At 74.3% G+C, this 15,633-nt stretch carries 17 protein-coding genes; 6 read left to right on the top strand and 11 right to left on the bottom strand.

Annotation, left to right across the window (positions count from 1 at the left end):
* Positions 1–140 precede the first annotated feature (140 nt).
* Positions 141–1,352 carry a cytochrome P450 family protein gene (locus ABD841_RS32030; protein WP_344979593.1) on the top strand — a complete coding sequence of 404 codons (1,212 nt, stop codon included), beginning with the start codon at positions 141–143 and terminating at the stop codon, positions 1,350–1,352.
* A 269-nt stretch (positions 1,353–1,621) separates the two neighbouring features.
* Here the strand turns inward: ABD841_RS32030 and ABD841_RS32025 are convergent, their stop codons facing one another.
* The 6 genes from ABD841_RS32025 to ABD841_RS32000 all read right to left on the bottom strand — a co-directional run bounded on the left by ABD841_RS32025 (position 1,622) and on the right by ABD841_RS32000 (position 5,646).
* Positions 1,622–2,512, bottom strand: coding sequence for a hypothetical protein (locus tag ABD841_RS32025; protein ID WP_344979591.1), 891 nt, complete (start codon positions 2,510–2,512; stop codon positions 1,622–1,624).
* 255 nt (positions 2,513–2,767) lie between these two features.
* The gene (locus tag ABD841_RS32020; RefSeq protein WP_344979589.1) at positions 2,768–3,691 is read right to left on the bottom strand and encodes an alpha/beta fold hydrolase; all 924 of its coding nucleotides are present in this window, start codon (positions 3,689–3,691) and stop codon (positions 2,768–2,770) included.
* The gene (locus tag ABD841_RS32015) at positions 3,688–4,671 is read right to left on the bottom strand and encodes an amidohydrolase family protein (protein ID WP_344979587.1); all 984 of its coding nucleotides are present in this window, start codon (positions 4,669–4,671) and stop codon (positions 3,688–3,690) included. The genes ABD841_RS32020 and ABD841_RS32015 overlap by 4 nt, the downstream gene beginning before the upstream one ends.
* The gene (locus ABD841_RS32010; protein WP_344979585.1) at positions 4,668–4,907 is read right to left on the bottom strand and encodes a DUF1427 family protein; all 240 of its coding nucleotides are present in this window, start codon (positions 4,905–4,907) and stop codon (positions 4,668–4,670) included. Before ABD841_RS32010 ends, ABD841_RS32015 begins: the two co-directional genes overlap by 4 nt.
* A 26-nt stretch (positions 4,908–4,933) precedes the next feature.
* Positions 4,934–5,080, bottom strand: coding sequence for a DUF1427 family protein (locus tag ABD841_RS32005; RefSeq protein ID WP_344979583.1), 147 nt, complete (start codon positions 5,078–5,080; stop codon positions 4,934–4,936).
* 5 nt (positions 5,081–5,085) lie between these two features.
* Positions 5,086–5,646 (bottom strand): quercetin 2,3-dioxygenase, encoded by a 561-nt coding sequence (locus ABD841_RS32000; protein ID WP_344979581.1) that lies wholly within the window; start codon positions 5,644–5,646, stop codon positions 5,086–5,088.
* Between the two features lie 219 nt (positions 5,647–5,865).
* Here ABD841_RS32000 and ABD841_RS31995 point away from each other — a divergent pair, with 219 nt between their 5' ends.
* Positions 5,866–6,309 carry a MarR family winged helix-turn-helix transcriptional regulator gene (locus ABD841_RS31995; RefSeq protein ID WP_344979579.1) on the top strand — a complete coding sequence of 148 codons (444 nt, stop codon included), beginning with the start codon at positions 5,866–5,868 and terminating at the stop codon, positions 6,307–6,309.
* Between the two features lie 178 nt (positions 6,310–6,487).
* On the opposite strand, the gene ABD841_RS31990 is transcribed toward ABD841_RS31995, so the two are convergent.
* Both ABD841_RS31990 and ABD841_RS31985 read right to left on the bottom strand, forming a co-directional pair.
* Positions 6,488–7,345: a fumarylacetoacetate hydrolase family protein gene (locus ABD841_RS31990; RefSeq protein WP_344979577.1), complete on the bottom strand. Its 858-nt coding sequence runs from the start codon at positions 7,343–7,345 to the stop codon at positions 6,488–6,490.
* Positions 7,342–8,226: a dioxygenase family protein gene (locus tag ABD841_RS31985; RefSeq protein ID WP_344979575.1), complete on the bottom strand. Its 885-nt coding sequence runs from the start codon at positions 8,224–8,226 to the stop codon at positions 7,342–7,344. The genes ABD841_RS31990 and ABD841_RS31985 overlap by 4 nt, the downstream gene beginning before the upstream one ends.
* 459 nt (positions 8,227–8,685) lie before the next feature.
* Between ABD841_RS31985 and ABD841_RS31980 the strand changes: the two genes are divergently transcribed.
* Together ABD841_RS31980 and ABD841_RS31975 are read left to right on the top strand one after the other, a co-directional pair.
* Complete coding sequence (locus ABD841_RS31980) at positions 8,686–9,366, top strand: FadR/GntR family transcriptional regulator (RefSeq protein WP_344979573.1); 681 nt, start codon at positions 8,686–8,688, stop codon at positions 9,364–9,366.
* 212 nt (positions 9,367–9,578) lie between these two features.
* Positions 9,579–10,418, top strand: coding sequence for a putative protein N(5)-glutamine methyltransferase (locus tag ABD841_RS31975; protein ID WP_344979571.1), 840 nt, complete (start codon positions 9,579–9,581; stop codon positions 10,416–10,418).
* Between the two features lie 58 nt (positions 10,419–10,476).
* Here the strand turns inward: ABD841_RS31975 and ABD841_RS31970 are convergent, their stop codons facing one another.
* Positions 10,477–11,280 carry an alpha/beta fold hydrolase gene (locus ABD841_RS31970; protein WP_344979569.1) on the bottom strand — a complete coding sequence of 268 codons (804 nt, stop codon included), beginning with the start codon at positions 11,278–11,280 and terminating at the stop codon, positions 10,477–10,479.
* Between the two features lie 349 nt (positions 11,281–11,629).
* Here ABD841_RS31970 and ABD841_RS31965 point away from each other — a divergent pair, with 349 nt between their 5' ends.
* Positions 11,630–12,097 (top strand): GNAT family N-acetyltransferase, encoded by a 468-nt coding sequence (locus ABD841_RS31965; protein WP_344979567.1) that lies wholly within the window; start codon positions 11,630–11,632, stop codon positions 12,095–12,097.
* Positions 12,098–12,227: 130 nt separating this feature from the next.
* On the opposite strand, the gene ABD841_RS31960 is transcribed toward ABD841_RS31965, so the two are convergent.
* Together ABD841_RS31960 and ABD841_RS31955 are read right to left on the bottom strand one after the other, a co-directional pair.
* On the bottom strand, positions 12,228–13,196 hold the full coding sequence (locus tag ABD841_RS31960) for a helix-turn-helix domain-containing protein (protein ID WP_425582076.1): 969 nt from the start codon (positions 13,194–13,196) through the stop codon (positions 12,228–12,230).
* 325 nt (positions 13,197–13,521) lie between these two features.
* Positions 13,522–14,637, bottom strand: a complete 1,116-nt coding sequence (locus tag ABD841_RS31955) for a DUF5685 family protein (RefSeq protein ID WP_344979563.1) — start codon at positions 14,635–14,637, stop codon at positions 13,522–13,524.
* 186 nt (positions 14,638–14,823) lie between these two features.
* On the opposite strand from ABD841_RS31955, the gene ABD841_RS31950 reads away from it, so the two are divergent.
* Positions 14,824–15,303, top strand: a complete 480-nt coding sequence (locus ABD841_RS31950) for a hypothetical protein (RefSeq protein ID WP_344979561.1) — start codon at positions 14,824–14,826, stop codon at positions 15,301–15,303.
* Positions 15,304–15,633 lie beyond the last annotated feature (330 nt).

The following is a 15,633-nucleotide window of genomic DNA, read 5'->3' as shown; positions in this document are numbered from 1 at the left end:
CACGGTCCCAGGTCGAGGCCGCACAGGTCTGAGCCGGCCCCCTCCTCGTCCGGCGTTTGCCGCACGCCCCGATCCAAGATACCTTCACCATTCAGATGATGAGAACATGTGTTGAGAACATCTGAAACCTGGGAGGATCAATGACCGGAACCGGTCTGGATGCGAGCGGCGTCCCCGAGATCGACCTCACCGACGCCGAGGTGCTGCGTGACCCCTTCACCGCTTACGGACGCGTCCGTGAGCGCTCGCCGCTGGCGCGGCTCCTGATCCCCGGTCTCGGCCCGGTGTGGGTCCTCACCCGGCACGAGGACGCCAGGGCGATGCTGGGCGACCCGCGGTTCGAGATCAACGCCGGCAGCTTCATCCGGCCCGACGTCCCCGAAGACTGCCTGCCCTACATGCGGACCATGAGCGAAATGGACGGGCCGGAGCACGCGCGGCTGCGCAGGCTCGTGTCGCCCGCGTTCACCGCGCGCCGCGCCGCCGGGTTCCGGCCACGGATCGAGCCGCTCGTCGAGAACCTCCTCGACGACCTGCCCGGCCACGCCGAGAACGGCTCCGTGGACCTGCTGCGGCACTTCGCCCGACCGCTGCCGATGGACGTGATCTGCGAGCTGGTCGGCGTTCCCGAGCCCGACCGCCCGCGATGGCGGGAATACGGCGCCACCGTCGCGGCAGGCTCCGGCCAGGGGTTCGGCGAGGCCATACCGGGCATCATGGCGGGCGCCAAGGCGGCGGTCGCGCGCCGCAGGGCCGAACCCGGCGACGACCTCATCTCGGATCTCATCCGCGCCCAGGCCGAGGACGGGGACCGGCTCAGCGACACCGAGATGATCACCCTGATCTGGCATCTGGTCATCGCAGGACAGACACCCACGAACCTCATCGCCAACGCCGTGGCGACCCTGCTCTCCCACCCCGACCGGCTCGCCGCGCTCCGCGCGAATCCCGAGCTCATGCCCCGCGCCGTCGAGGAGCTGATCCGCTGGTGCGGTCCGACGCTGCTGTCGATACCCCGGTACGCGCGGGAGGACGTCGAACTCTGCGGCGTCCCGGTGCGCGAGGGCGAGCCCGTCATCGCCGCGATCGCCGCCGCCAACCGGGACCCGCGCGCGTTCGCCGACGCCGACCGGCTCGACCTCGACCGGCCCGCGGGACCGGTCGGTCACCTGGGCTTCGCCCACGGGCCGCACTTCTGCCTCGGAGCCTCGCTGGCCCGCGTGCAGACCGAGGTCGCGCTCACGGCGCTGCTGCGCCGCTTTCCCGGCCTGGCGCCGGCCGCAGCCCCGGAGGAGGCGCGCGTCCCCGACCCGGGCACCTGGCGCCTGGCGTCGCTGCCCGTGACCCTCTGACCCCCGGACCTGGGCCGGTCCGTCCGGGGCGGGCCCGCGCAACCGCTGGGGAGACGTTCCCGAGCGGCACGCACCGGTGACCGCGGGACCCGCTGAAATGCTCCTTCTGCGGGAAGAACCGGAAACAGGTCAGCGGGAGGCTCATCACGGGCCCCGGGCGGGCGGAGCACACCGGGGACCGGTGGGGAAGCCGCGGTGAGGGGGCCCGGGCGCGGGGATGCCCGCCCGGGCCGTCGCACCGGCGTGTGCTCAGGAGCGGGAGCGGACGCTCAGGGGGCCGGGGCCGGGGTCGGGGGAACTGTTTCCGTCACGCCGGGGGTCGGCGCGGGGGTCTGCGAGGGGATCGGCGCCGGCGTCTGAGAGGTGGTCGGGACAGGGGTGGGCGGCACGGTGGGCGTGTCGGTCACCGTCGGGGCCGGGGCCGGGGTCTGCGGCGGTGTGGGGCAGGGCGTGGGGGTCCGCCACTTGGCCGTGCCGGGCCACGACGGCCGGTGGTACCACCAGCCGTCGCGCCGGTTCTTCTTGCCGGCCGGCCGTGACAGGTCGTAGACATAGGCGGCGGTGGCCGTCTGCCCCTCGCGCGTCGCGGTCAGGGCCACCCAGTCACCCTGCCTGACCTCGCTGTTGCCGCGCTTGCCCGCGACGACGCGTGTGGCGTCGGTGATCGCGTACACCTGCTCGAAGCCGTCACGGCTCCGCACGGTGATCGACTCCTCGGTCACCGCGGTCGCCTCACCCGTCTGGGCGAGCACCGTGACGAACACGCAAGGGTCCTCCGTTCCGGCCAGGAACTCACCGTGCACCGCGCCGGAGAGCTCCAGGGGGTGCACCGTGGGCAGCGCCGTGGCGGTGGGCGTCGGCGGGGGAGTGAGGGTCTCCGTGGGGGTTCCGGTGGGGGTTCCGGTGGGGGTTTCGGCCGGCGGCCCGGTGGGGGTCTCCGCGGGTGTCTCGCTGATCGTCTCCGTCGGGGCCGGAGTCGGCGTCTCCGCCGGCGGCGGCACGGGCGTCGCCGCCGACGCCGCGGCCACCCCGATGCCACCCGATGCCAGCAGTGCCGCGGCCGCGGCGACGATCAGCGGCCGCGGAGCGCCCCGGCGAGGTCCGCCCGCCCTGATCGGCTGCTGTTCGTTCGGCTTGTCACGGTTGGTTGGCGTCACCATGTCCTCCCGTCTGCGGTGTTCCGATTGGACGCCCGCCGGCCCGGGGCGGCATGAGAACACCGTTTCCCACCTCGCCGCGGGTGACGGTCACGGCGGGTCCGCCGTGACGATCTCCCAACGGGCACCCGGAGACTGCCCCCTTCCACGCGGCCCATGCGGCGGCCCCGGCGGACGGCCCCCGCGTGCCGCCGCCTTCCCCCAGCTCACCCCGGCGATCACCCGGCGGGAAAAATTCCGCGTGAGCGGTTCGGGCGCTCAGGGAGCCGGGGCCGCGGCGCAGCCGCGGGCGAATTCCAGAGAGGCGGTGAAGCAGTGCTCGACGTCGTGGTCGGACAGGCCGACCCAGAGGTGGTCGGCGCCGGCGACGGGACGGAAGTCGGCACGGGCGCCCGCCTCCCGTAGCGCTGCGGCCAGCTGCTCGCCCTGGGCGACGGGGATGATGGAGTCGCCGGTGCCGTGGAGGATGAGGAAGGGCGGCGCGTCGGCGGTGACGTAGGTGACGGGGCTGGCGGCGCGGGCGCGGGCGGGGGCGTCGGCGATCGCCGCCCCGATCAGCCGGGCTTCGGGGCTGTGGGGATCGGTGGGGTCGTAGGCGCCGGGCGGGAGGTGCAGGGCGAGGGTGGTGAGGTCGCCGGGGGCGTACCAGACGACGCAGCCGGCGACGGTGCAGCCGTCCGGTACGCGCTGCGGGGCGGTGAGGGCGAGCAGCGCGGCGAGGTGGCCACCGGCGGACTCGCCCCAGGTGATGACGCGGCCGGTGTCGAGGCCGAGCTCGCCGGCGCGGGCGTGGAGCCAGCGCAGGGCGGCGGTGAGGTCGTCGAGCTGGGCGGGATGGACGGCCTCCCCGCTGAGCCGGTAGGAGGGGCAGGCGACGGCGAACCCGGCCCGGGCCAGGCGGGCGAAGGGACCGGGCCACCAGCGGCGGAAGCGCGGTCCCATGTCCTCACGCAGGCCGGTCCGCCAGGCGCCGCCGTGGACGGCGACGATGACCGGCAGCGGGGCCCGCGGCTCGTCGGGGAGCCACAGGTCGAGCTCCAGAGGCCGGATGCCGTCCCGGACGGTGTAGACGGCCCCGCGTACCAGCCGTACCCCGGGAGCGGGACGCGCGGCGGGCGGCAGGGGCAGGGCGACGGGGTCGGGCGGGGCGAGCAACCCGGCCGGGAAAGAGGGCACGGTCATGGATTCCTCCCGGGTACGGCGAGGCGGGGCAGCAGGCGCCGGGCGTTGGCGGTGGTGAGGGACTGCCAGGTGCCGCCGCCGGGCGCCGGGGCGGCGTTGACGGAGGCGACGTGGGCTTCCACGCCCGGGGCGGGGGTCCAGCAGTGGTCGCTGCCGTACAGCAGCCGGTCAGGGCCGACGAGGCCGAGCAGGGCGGGGATCTGGCGGGGGAAGGCGGGGCCGGCCATGTCGTAGTACAGGCGGCGCAGCTGTGCCACGGCGTCGGGGGCGCCGGCGTCCTGCGACGGCGTGAACAGTTTCATGAAGCCGTTGATGCGGTCGGCCAGCACGGGCAGGGCGCCGCCGCAGTGGGGGACGATCACCTTCAGGTCCGGGTGGCGGTCCAGGGTGCCGGCGAACAGCAGGTCGGTGACGGTGCGGGCGGTGTCGAAGACGAACTCCACCATGGGGCGCGGGCGTCCGAGGGCGGACCGCTCCCAGCACACCGGTGAGGTCGGGTGGAGGAAGACCACCGCGCCGCGGCGGTCGAGCTCGGCGAAGACGGGTTCGAGACGCCGGTCGCCGAGGTAGACGCCGTGGGTGTTGGTCTCCAGCACCACGCCGTCCGCGCCGAGGGTGTCGAAGGCGTGGGCGATCTCGGTCAGGGCACCGTCGACGTCGGGCAGCGGCAGGGACGCGAACAGGCCGAAGCGGCCGGGGTGGTCGCGCACCACCCGGGCGCCGTCCTCGTTGACCTCGCGGGCCAGGCGGCGGGCGGCGGCGTCGTCGCCGAAGTGCACGCCGGGGGAGGAGATGGACAGCAGGGAGGTGCGGATGCCGCAGCGGTCCATCAGGTCCAGGTGGGCGGTGGCGGACCAGGTGGGCCAGGCGGGCATGCCGTCGGGCAGGTCGTGGCCGGCGGCGCGGGCCCGGGTCACGTAGGAGTCGGTGACGAAGTGGGCGTGGACGTCGACGAAACCGGGAGGCTCGGGGAGGGTCACGGGGCGTTTCCTTGGTCGGTTCGGGAGCCGGAGGGGCCGGGATCGGTGGAGCGGGCGGCGCGGTGCCGGGCCAGCCGGGAGCGGGCCGCCGTGGCGGCCCGCTCGCCCAGGACGATGCCGAGCAGCCCGGTCAGGCCGAGCAGCGGCGGCGCGGGCGAGGCGACTCCCAGGACCCAGTAGACGGCGCCCATCGCCAGCCCGGCGGCGAAGGCGACTGCGGCACGGCGGACGAACATCCCCGTACGCGTACCGGCCGCGGCGGTCACAGAAGTTCCAGGGCGGCCTGCCCGGCGAGCATGCCGAGCAGGCCGAACAGCGCGACCGGCGGCGGAGCCGGAGACTTCACCCGCAGTGCCGCGTACAGGACGCCGACCAGCGCTCCGGCCAGCAGCGCCTTCGCGTAGACCACGGTGCTCAGCTCCCGGTGCGCCACTGGTGGCCGGGAAGGAACCGCACGTCGTACCGCTGGGGCACGGTGCCGAACTTGTGCGGCTCGGGCACCACGGGGTGCCGCGGCAGGCCGAGCTCCTCGGTGGGGGCACCGAGGTTCTCGAAGAACCGCTCGAAGGTGCCGCCGGGGCCGGCGGCCACGCCGACGATCTGGCTGCCGTGGCGCTCGATGCGGTAGGCGTGCGGGCAGTTCTTCGGCACGAACCCGAAGTCGCCCGGGGTGAGGAGCTTCTCGTACTGCTCGCCGGCGGTGTCCTCGACGAACAGCCGCACCGCCCCGGCGGTGATGTAGAAGACTTCGTAGGTCCCCGGGTGGGAGTGGGCGGGAATGAGGTCGCCCTTGGCGCCCTCGCAGGTGAAGAAGTTGAAGGTGTTCTCCGTCTGCTCGCCGCCGGCGTAGACGGTGAACAGGTCGCCGAACAGGTGGGCCCGGTCGCCCATGCCCTTCTCGATGAAGTAGGGCTTGCCCGGCTCGGCGGGGATGTACGAGCGCGAACGGTGGCGGGTGGCGAACTCCATGGTCATGGAACACCTTTGAACGGTGAGGGGCGACAATATCGTCAGGTTACCTGACATTCACGGCGGTGTAACCCCCGGCGCGCAGCCTCTCACCGACCGTGCCGGTACGCGACACTCCGTTCCCTGGAAGCCCGGGACCGCTCGCGGTCCCCTCGCCGGCTGCCGGGCCCGGAGCCCGTTACGGACGGTCGTTATGCTGGAAGGCCTCCGCTTCCCAGAGGAGCCATGACCGCTTCCGCACGGAACCTGCCCCAGCTGCTCGGCGATGCCAAGCGCTGGTTCGACGACGCCCTCCTGACCAGCATGCAGGCCGCCGGGGAGCGGCCGGTGACCATCGCCCAGGCCGCCGTCTTCGCCACCCTGGACCCCGAGGGCACCTCGATCTCCGAGCTCGCCCGCCGGATCGGCGTCACCCGGCAGACCGTCCACCAGGCCGTGCACGGCCTGATCGGCATGGGCCTGCTGGAGCAGGTCCCCGATCCCGCCTCCGCCCGCAGCCGCCTGGTCCGCGCCACCGCCGAGGGCACCCGGGTCCACCGGCGGGCCCAGGCCACGCTCGCCGTCATCGAAGGCGTTCTCGCCGAACGGATCGGAGCCGCCGCCACCACCGCCCTGCGGGACGCGCTGAGCCTGTCGTGGGGGGAACCGCCCCTGGTGGAGGCGGGCTGACAGAACCCGGGCGGGCCTGGTCCCGGGTGGTTCCGGTGCCGGGCGGGGCCGGCGCGCCGGGTGAGGCGCACCCGCCCCACCCGGGCGGAGCGGCGGGCGGTGATGACGGTCCGCCGCGGATGGCGACCTGCCGCGGGCGGCGGCTCACACCGGATGGCGACCTGCCACGGGCGGCGGCCTACGACGGCGCCGAGGCCGTGACGCGGCCGTCCGGGCCGACGATGGGCGTGCGCAGCGTGCCGAGCCGGTCGATCTCCACTTCGACGACGTCGCCGGGGGTCAGCAGCCACGGCGGGGTGCGCACGTACCCGACGCCGTCGGGGGTGCCGGTGGCGATGACGTCTCCGGGGTTGAGGGTGAGGGTGCGGCTGATCAGGGAGAGCACCTCGCCCACCTCGAAGATCATGTCGCGGGTGTCGCCGTCCTGGACCACGGTCCCGTTGACCCGGGTCCGCACGCGCAGCCCGTCGCGCAGGTCGCCGACCTCGTCGGCGGTGACGATCGGGCCCATCGGCCCGCTGCGGTCGCCGTTCTTGCCCAGGGTCCACTGGCTGGTGAGCTTCTGCGCGCGGCGGGCGGTCAGGTCGTTGAAGGTGGAGTAGCCCAGCACGGCCGCGCGGGCGGTGTCGGCGTCGGCGTCGCACAGCGGCTCGGCGACGTACGCGGCCACCTCGCCCTCCCAGTCGAGTCCCGCCTCGCCGGCCGGGACCGGAGCGGAGGCGCCGCCCGCGGTGAGGGAGGCCGTCCACCGGCCGAACAGGGTCGGGTGCTCGGGCACCGCGAAGGAGCCCTCGGCGGCGTGGGCGCGGTAGTTCAGCCCGACGCAGACGACCCGCGCCGACGGCGGTACCGGCGGCACGAACCGCACCGACCCGACCGGGACGGCGTCTCCGGTGAGCGCGGCGGCTTTCGCCGTCCAGCCCCGGGCGTCGGCCCAGAACCGGGCGACGTCGGTCACGACACGGACCGTGTCGCCGTCCAGGCGGGCGATGCGCACCGTGTCCTCTCCCGGCAGCAGCACTCCGGCGAGCTTCACGCCTTTTCCTCCGTCCAGTCGAGCGGGACCAGTTTGAGATCGAAGTCGATCTCCTCGTGCGGGCCGTCCATCCGCCACTCCTCGCTGCCGGCGTCGCGGGCGACGGGGTGGCAGATCAGCTCGTCCTTGACCGCGAACGCGGCGTCGGAGCCGAGATAGGGGTCCCCGGCCAGGAACACGTGCGTGGTCAGCGGCCGGTAGCCGGGGGCGGTGACCCGGTAGTGCAGGTGGGCCGGGCGCATCGGGTGCCGCCCGATGGCCGTGAGCAGCCGCCCGCCGGTGCCGTCGGTGGGGACGGGGTAGCTGCTGGGCCGGACGGTGCGGAACCAGTAGCGGCCCTGGTCGTCGGCGGTGAACAGCCCGCGCAGGTTCCCCGGGTCCTGGGTGTCGTCCTGGGTGTCGTACAGGCCGGTGTCGTTGGCCTGCCACAGGTCGACCACGGCCCCGGGCAGCGGGGTGCCGTCGCAGTCCAGGACCCGGCCGTGCACGACCGTCGGCACGGCCCGTTCGCGCTCCGGACCGGAGCTGATCCAGGCGCCGAGCTCACGCGCGGGCGCCGGGGAGTGGAAGGGCCCCTCGACGGAGGAGGGGGTCATGCCCGCGGGGCCGATGTGGTTGACGTCGTCGACCGCGGTGGTCAGCCCCAGCATGTCGGAGAGCAGGACGAACTCGTTGCGTTCGGCCGTGCACATCTGCCCGGTCTCGATGAGGAAGTCCAGCCCCGCCCGCCATTCCCGCTCGGTGGGGCGCGCCTCCGCCACGAACGCGTGCAGGTGGGTGACCAGGGCGGAGACGACCTCGTTCAGCCGCGGGTCCGGGCCCTTGATCTGACTCAGCACCTGCCGCAGCAGCGGGGTGCCGTGCTCGCTCCGCCCGGTCACGCGGCGCCCCGCGGACGGCCGGGCGGGAGCGCCGCGGTGGGCCGTGGACGGCCGGGTCGCCCGAGGCGGGCGGCGGCCGGGCCCCGGCCGTTCCGGACGGCGGAACCGTGGCGGGGCGGCGGTTCCCCCGCCGGGCGGACCCGGCGGTCCGCTCGCTGCGCCTGATGGATTGCGGTCACGCGTGCTGCCTTTCGCTGTTCAGGGGGAGTCGGGACACCGGCTCGCGGACGAGCGCCGGGAGGCCTGCGGCGGAGGCGGTGCCAGGCGTGCCGGAGGCGCCGCCGGCCGCCCGCCGCGTGCTCGGGCTTCCAGTGCGCGGCGGCCCCGGCGCGTGCGAGCCCCGCCGCGGCCGGCTCACCGGTCGACACAATAAACACCCGAACCTTTCGGTGGTTATCTTCTCGCGGGAGCGTATCGCCCGCGACGGGAAACGACCAAGAACCTGGTAAATTCGTGCGGGTGGTTAACGCTGCACCTCTGACACGTGCGGAGGCGCTGGCCGCCGACATCGAGTCGATGATCGCCGATCGGGGCCTCGGGCCCGGTGACCTGATCGGCACGATGGACGAGTTCCGCGACCGGTCCGGGTACGGACGCGCGACGATCAGCGAGGCGGCACGGTTGCTCAGCGACCGGGGGACCGTCGAGATCCGTCCCGGTCGCGGTGGCGGCCTGTTCGTGGCCGATCCCAACCCGGTCGTGCGGCTGCGGCACACGCTGCTCACCGTACGGGAGGCGCCCACGACGGTGGCCGACGCGATCGCGGTGCGCGAGGCGCTGGAACTCCTGATCGCCACCGACGCGGCCCGGCACCGCACGCGGCAGGACATCACGGACCTGCGCCGCCTGCTCGCCGCGCTCAGGCGCGCCACGACCGGCACCGACCGGTTCATGCGGGCCAACTGGGCGCTGCACGAGCGCATCGCGGAGATCACCCCCAATCCCCTGGCCAAGGCCGTCTACCTGAGCATGATCCGATGCGTCACGGAGCTGTCCGAGCACGCCGACTCCGACGGGGAGAGCCGCGCCGAGGACCACCTCCGGCTCCGGTTCGACCTGCACGTCGAGCTGGTCGAAGCGATCATCGCCGGGGATGTCACGCGCACCGCCGCGGCCGTGGAACGGCACCGCGCCCTCTAGCGGACGGGTGGAGCCGGCGAGGCTCGTTCCGGCCCGGTGTCCTGTCCGCGGCGCGGGGCGGCTCTGGTACTGTTGCCGTCTCCAGTAGTGATCGCCCCGAGGAGGTGAGACCCATTACCGCTGTATCAGGCTGGGTGCTCCCATCTCACGGCCGTGCGGTCCGTCTGGCATAGGCGACCGCGGGAGCCCCATCGACATCTCGAAAGGCTCCCATGTCGGCTTCGCCGCCACGTCATCGTCTGTCTTCCGTCGTCACCAGGCTCCGGGCCGCCGGCTGCGTCTTCGCCGAGGATGAGGCGCGGTTGCTCGTCTCCACGGCCCGGACACCGGCCGACCTCGACGCCATGGTGGACCGGCGAGTCGCTGGCCTGCCCCTTGAGCACGTCCTCGGCTGGGCGGAGTTCTGCGGCCTGCGCGTAGCCGTGGATCCCGGGGTCTTCGTGCCCCGCCGCCGCACCGAGTTCCTCGTCCGCCAGGCCGCCGCTCTCACCCGGCCCGGAGCCGTCGTCGTCGACCTGTGCTGCGGCTCGGGCGCGGTGGGCGTCGCGCTGGCCGCGGCCCTGGGCCGGGTCGAGCTGCACGCCGCCGACATCGACCCCACCGCGGTGTGGTGCGCCCGCCGCAACGTCACCGCCGCCGGCGGCCGGGTGTACGAGGGCGATCTGTACGAGCCGCTGCCCGCCGCGCTGCGGGGCCGCGTCGACGTCCTGGTCGCCAACGCGCCCTACGTGCCCACCGAGGCGATCGGGCTGCTGCCCCCGGAGGCCCGCGTCCACGAGCCGCGGGTGGCGCTCGACGGCGGCGCGGACGGGCTCGACGTCCAGCGGCGGGTGGCCGCCGCGGCGCCGCTCTGGCTGGCACCGGGTGGTCACCTGCTGATCGAGACGAGCGAGCGTCAGGCGCCGCGGACCGTCGAAGTCTTCGCCCGCAACGGGCTGATCACGCGGGTGACCGGTTCCGGCGAGCTGTACGCCACCGTCGTCATCGGGGCCAGACCCGCGGACTCCGGGCCTCCGGAGGTCGCGTCTCCGGTCTCGGAGCGAGGCGACTGACCCCGTGGCCGGAGCGTGGCGAAGCCCGCGCGGCGGCCGGCGGTCCGGCCGGACGGGGTCACCGGCCGGTGTTTCGCCCCGTTCCGGCGACGGCCGGTTCGTCGAGCCAGTCCGACAGGAGGGCGGCGAAGGCGTGCGGGCGTTCGAGGTGGAGGAAGTGGCCGGTGCCCGGCCAGGTGACGACGCGCGAACCTGACGGGGCGGGGACGGCCGACTCCCACGCGGCGGGTTCGGGCCGCGAGCGCAGGCACAGGACCGGACAGGCCCGCCCGGCCAGGTATTCCTCCGCGGCCGGGCGGGTGCCGAACGCGCCCGGGACGAGGTACATGCCCTCGTAGCACCGGGTGAGCACGTGGCCGGGGGTGGCGAGCATCCGGTCTCGTACGGGGCCGGGCAGGGTGCCGAGCTGGCGTACGGCCGCCGCCGCGCCGTCGGCCCGCAGCGCCGCCAACCGGCCGGCGAAGAGGAGCTCCTCCCGGGCGTCGGCGCCGTAGGCGGGATCGACCACCACCAGGGCGGGGACCCGGGCCGGGTGCTCCACGGCCAGGGCGGTCGCGACCTGGGCGCCCATCGAGTGCCCGACCGGCACAGCCGCCTCGACGCCGAGCCGGTCCATGAGGGCCACCAGGTCACCGGCCATGTCGGCGGGGCGATAGCCGTGCGGCGGCGCCGACGAGCGGCCGTGACCGCGCAGGTCGACGCTGACCACCCGGAAACGCGGCGGCAGCGCGGCGGTCACCGGCTCCCAGGCCCGCGAGTCGCCGCCCCAGCCGTGGACGAGCAGCAGCACCGGCCGGTCGTGCCCGTCCTGGTTCTCGTCGGTGTAGTACAGCGTGACGTCACCGAGTTCCGTGACCGCCATGGGCCCTCCGGGGTAGGTGGTTCGGCGTTCCCCGGAGCCGGGCGCGGTGCTCACGGCGCCCGGTCCGGACGCCGGTCCCGCTCGCCGGCGACGGTCCGGAACGTCGGCCTCCGTTTGGATAGCGCTTTCCAAGCGTAGGCGGCGGCCGCTCCGGACGGCAAGGGGCCGTCTCTCCGGAAAACCTCGCGTCCCGCGCCGGTCCGTCCGCCGCCCGCAGGGCCGGGGACGCCGTACCCGGGCGGCCCGGCCGCGCCGAGGCCCGTCGCCGCGGCGCGGCAGGGCGCCGGTGGCCTCCCGGCCCCGGATAAACCGTTTGCCGAGGACGGACGTGGTGCCTACGGTGGCCCGAATGGAAGAAATCATCATCCGCCGGTACGAGGCGTCGGATGAGGCGGCGGTCGTCGATCTGTGGTCGCGGGCCGTGAAACTCGCCCATCCTTTCATCGAGGGGGAGGGGGAAGGCGAGCGGGCGCGGAAACTCCGCGAGATCTACCTCGTCGCGGCGGACAACTGGGTGGCCGAGACCTCGGGCGCCGCCGTCGGGCTGCTCGGCCTGCTGGGGGCCGAGATCGGCGGCCTGTTCGTCGCCCCCGAGGCGCAGGGGCGCGGCGTCGGCCGGGCCCTGGTGGAGCACGCGGCGGCTCTGCACGGAGAGGTGACGCTGGAGGTGTTCGAGGGCAACACCCGGGCTCGCCGCTTCTACGACCTCATGGGCTTCATCGAGCGCGGCCGCCGGACGGACGAGGAGACCGGCCACGTCCTGATCTCGATGCGCCGCCCGGCCGTGCGGACCACGGAGACCGTGACCGCTCGCTGACGGCCCGCGGGCCGGGCCCCGGACAGGACACCGGGGCCACCTGACGGTGGGTGAGGTTCCGGAACCGTCGCGCCGTCGCCGGTGACGGCGCGGTCCTCCGCCCTTCGCGGAGGGAGAAGACACGGCGCCGTCACCGGAACGCGGTGTCCGCGCGCCGGCCACGGAAGGTGCGCCGGTAGGTGTGGGGTGTGGTGCCCAGGCGCCGGATGAAGTGGTGGCGCAGCGTGTCGGCCGAGCCGAACCCGGTCCGTTCGGCGATGACGGCGATCGGCTCGTCGGTGTTCTCCAGGTGCTGCTGGGCCAGCAGGACGCGCTGGCCGGTGAGCCACTGGAGCGGGGTGGTGCCGATCTCCCGCTGGAAGCGGCGGGCGAAGGTGCGCGGTGACATGTGGGCCTGGCGGGCCATGCTCTCCACGGTCAGCTCCTCGTGGAGGTTGGTCTGCAGCCAGGTCAGCAGCGCCGCGAGCGGCCCGGCACCCGGCTCGGGGTGCGGACGCTTGACGTACTGGGTCTGGCCTCCCTCCCGGTGCGGGGGCGCCACCATGCGCCGGGCGATGTCGTTGGCCACGGCGCTGCCCTGTTCCTTGCGCACCAGGTGCAGGCAGGTGTCGATGCCGGCGGCGGTCCCGGCGCCGGTGATGACCGGATCCTCGTCGACGTAGAGGACGTCCAGCTCCACCCGGGTCCGCGGGTAGCGGCGGGCGAGTTCCGCGCCGTAGCGCCAGTGCGTGGTGCAGCGGCGCCCGTCCAGCAGGCCGGCCTCGCCGAGCAGGAAAGCGCCGGAGCAGATGCTCAGCACGCGGGCGCCGCGCCGTACCGCGGCCCGCAGCGCCGCGAACAACTCCTGCGGGTGCCGCGCGTCCGGATCCGCCGCCGGGACGCCGATGAGGTCCGCCTCCTCCAGCCGCTCCAGCCCGTGCGGGGTCTGGACGCGGAAGCCGTGCCGGGTGCGCACGCTCGTCTCCCCCGTGGGCGAGACGACCGCGAAGTCGTAGACGGGCAGGCCGTCGTCACCGCGGTCGATCCCGAAGATCTCGCAGAACACGCCGAGCTCGAACGCGTGCCCGCCGTCGAGGGCGAGCACGGCGACATTGCGCAGCATCGGATTCTCCTTCCGCGGGACGGGGCGCGGACACGAGGCGAAGGGGTGGCAGGAATTTCAGCTTAATCGGCGTTTCTGCCGCTTTCACCGCGCGCTGTTCCCCATCGAGCCGAGGGCCGGAGACCGTCGCCGAGGGCTCCACCCGGGCCGGCCGCGGCACGTTCACCGACCCGGGCTCCACCGCTTGGAAAGGAGTGGCGCGGTCCGGCCGTCCGCTTCGCGGAGACTCCGGCGAGACGCTTGGCCGGTCTCCGGCTACCCGGGGCCGTCGCGGGGATCCGGAGCCTTCGGCTCACGTGAAGATCCGTACTCCGTACGGAACCTAGCAGTCGCAGCTGCAGTTGCAGCCGTCGGAGCTGCAGCAACTGCAACACTCGCAGCAATTGGAGCAGGCGTCGCAGCACTGCCCGCAGATGTCGCAACCGCCGCTGTCGCAGCGCTCGCTGCACGGCTTGTACCGGTCCTCGTCCCACGGCGGCCGGTACAGCCCGCACGTGCAGCACGCCGCCGACAGGCACAGCAGCGAGAGCAGCCCGCCGGGGTCCGGCTTCAACCGCGGATCACGCGGAGGTGCCTCCGGGCTCTCCGGCTCGGCCGCGCCGAAGACCCGGTCGGCGGCGCGGCCGGTCTCCCTGACCAGCAGCGCGTTCACCAGGCCGCGCCGCTCCAGGTCCAGGTCGGCCACCGCGAGGCGCAGCCCGTGCAGCGCGTCGTCGCAGTGCCGCCGCGCGGCGGCCAGGTCGGTGCCCGAGGCGGCCAGCGGGTTGTAGGCCCCGCGGTCGCGGTCGCGGGCCAGGTCCTCGACGGCGTCGAGCAGGTGCGCCAGGCGGCCGAAGTAGCGCCCGGCCTCCTCCAGCGCCTCCCGGTTGTGCGGCTTGCCGGCCAGTACGGCGGTGTGCCCGAAGGCGGCGGCGACCGCGGCCTCGGTGGGGGCGGTGAGCTGGAGCAGGCTCGGATTCGGCAGGCGCTCCAGCCGGGCCTGCTCCTCGACCGCCGCGAGGAGCGGGGCGGGGTCGAACCCGAGGGCGGCGGCCGTGCCCGACCCGGCGGCCGACCAGCGCGCGGCCACGCGTCCGGCGCCGGCCGCCACCAGCCGGCGGGCGTAGACGCCGTCACCGTCCTCGACGTGGTCCCTGACCTTGCCCGCCGCCAGGATCAGCGAGACCGCGGCCGCCAGCCGCGCCCCTTCGGCCTCCACGACGTCCGCGCCCTTGAACCCCCGCAGAGCGCAGGCCGCCGCGCGCCGGTGCGGGGAGGACGCGGGCGCCTGCGCCTCGGTGAGCACGGACACCAGCAGACCGTCATAGTTGGTCACCAGCCGGGAGGCGTGCCCGTGCTCGTCCCTGAGCGCCAGGCAGAGCCCGCACAGGTGCGCCATCCACTCCTTGAAAAGCCCGCCGCACATCCCGTGCCGGCACGGACGAACGATCCCGAACATATGCCCCTTCCGCGTACGACGGCGCCCAGCTTGCCAGCCGCCACTTGTTACTCACTTGCAAGGGGGCGAATCGGCCACCGCGGCGAGGCGTCAGCGGCCCGTCGCCGCGGGGGAAGTCTCCGCGATTTCAGGGGGTCGCCGTGTGAGAGACTTTACCGATCTTGAAGTTGAGCTATGGAGTTGTCCATGCGTCCACGCATCATCGCCTGCCTTCCGGTGCTGTTGCTCTCCCTGAGCGCCTGCGGGGGGAGTTCCGAACCTGAGGCGGCACCGCCCGCCCCCGGTGCGGCGGCCCCGGCGACGCCCGTCACGGCGGCGCCGCCGGCGTTCGGGAAGCCCGTGCCGCAGGTGAACGCGCAGGTGGCCTGGTCAACGCCCGAGCACGCGCTCGCCAAGGCCGGCGCTGTGTGCGGCAAGCTCCGGCTGCCCCAGAGCGGCACCAAGGCCTCGATCAAGGTCGTCACGGGTCGCGTCACCTGCGCGACGGCCCTGCGGGTCTTCCGCGTCTACTACCGGCCGGACACCCCCAAGCAGGGCAGCGGCGGAGCCGCGGTCGTCGCCGGGTGGTACTGCTCCAGCGCCTCGGCCGCGGAGGCGAGCGCCAGCGGCCGGCTCTCCACGTGCAAGAAGGGTGCCGCCAGAATCGTGGCGAACGCCGTCCGGTAACCACCGGCCGCCCGCCACGGGTGCTCCGGCCTCTCGGATCGGCGTCGGCGGGCAGACCGCCGTGGGATTCGGGGTGGCCCGGCACGCGCCGGACACGCCGTCGGCGGCCGGCGGCGCGGGTTCCTGCGCCGTGTCATCTTCCTCGCGCGCCGGCGGGCCGGTGAGCGGAGGTCACCGGGGCCGGCAGACGATCGAGCCCGTCAGGCCCCGGCGCACGGCGGCTGTGGAGTGCGAGCGCGCCCGGCGTTCACGCCTGCTCGCTCACCTCGATGGCGGCGGCGGGGCAGACGGCCGCGGCCTCGCGGACCAGCGCGTGCTGGTCCGCGCCGG

Origin of the sequence: Streptosporangium fragile (genome assembly GCF_039534445.1) — a bacterium.
In the GTDB taxonomy this organism is placed as follows: domain Bacteria; phylum Actinomycetota; class Actinomycetes; order Streptosporangiales; family Streptosporangiaceae; genus Streptosporangium; species Streptosporangium fragile.
This window is presented reverse-complemented; position numbering and strand designations above follow the sequence as displayed.

Bases quoted from the DNA above. Each gene is read 5' to 3' on its own strand.
- ABD841_RS31970 (WP_344979569.1), bottom strand. From the start codon at position 11,280: ATGGCGGTCACGGAACTCGGTGACGTCACGCTGTACTACACCGACGAG.
- ABD841_RS31955 (WP_344979563.1), bottom strand. From the start codon at position 14,637: ATGTTCGGGATCGTTCGTCCGTGCCGGCACGGGATGTGCGGCGGGCTT.
- ABD841_RS32025 (WP_344979591.1), bottom strand. From the start codon at position 2,512: ATGGTGACGCCAACCAACCGTGACAAGCCGAACGAACAGCAGCCGATC.
- ABD841_RS31995 (WP_344979579.1), top strand. From the start codon at position 5,866: ATGACCGCTTCCGCACGGAACCTGCCCCAGCTGCTCGGCGATGCCAAG.
- ABD841_RS32020 (WP_344979589.1), bottom strand. From the start codon at position 3,691: ATGACCGTGCCCTCTTTCCCGGCCGGGTTGCTCGCCCCGCCCGACCCC.
- ABD841_RS31965 (WP_344979567.1), top strand. From the start codon at position 11,630: ATGGAAGAAATCATCATCCGCCGGTACGAGGCGTCGGATGAGGCGGCG.
- ABD841_RS31975 (WP_344979571.1), top strand. From the start codon at position 9,579: ATGTCGGCTTCGCCGCCACGTCATCGTCTGTCTTCCGTCGTCACCAGG.
- ABD841_RS31950 (WP_344979561.1), top strand. From the start codon at position 14,824: ATGCGTCCACGCATCATCGCCTGCCTTCCGGTGCTGTTGCTCTCCCTG.
- ABD841_RS32000 (WP_344979581.1), bottom strand. From the start codon at position 5,646: ATGACCATGGAGTTCGCCACCCGCCACCGTTCGCGCTCGTACATCCCC.
- ABD841_RS32010 (WP_344979585.1), bottom strand. From the start codon at position 4,907: ATGTTCGTCCGCCGTGCCGCAGTCGCCTTCGCCGCCGGGCTGGCGATG.
- ABD841_RS32030 (WP_344979593.1), top strand. From the start codon at position 141: ATGACCGGAACCGGTCTGGATGCGAGCGGCGTCCCCGAGATCGACCTC.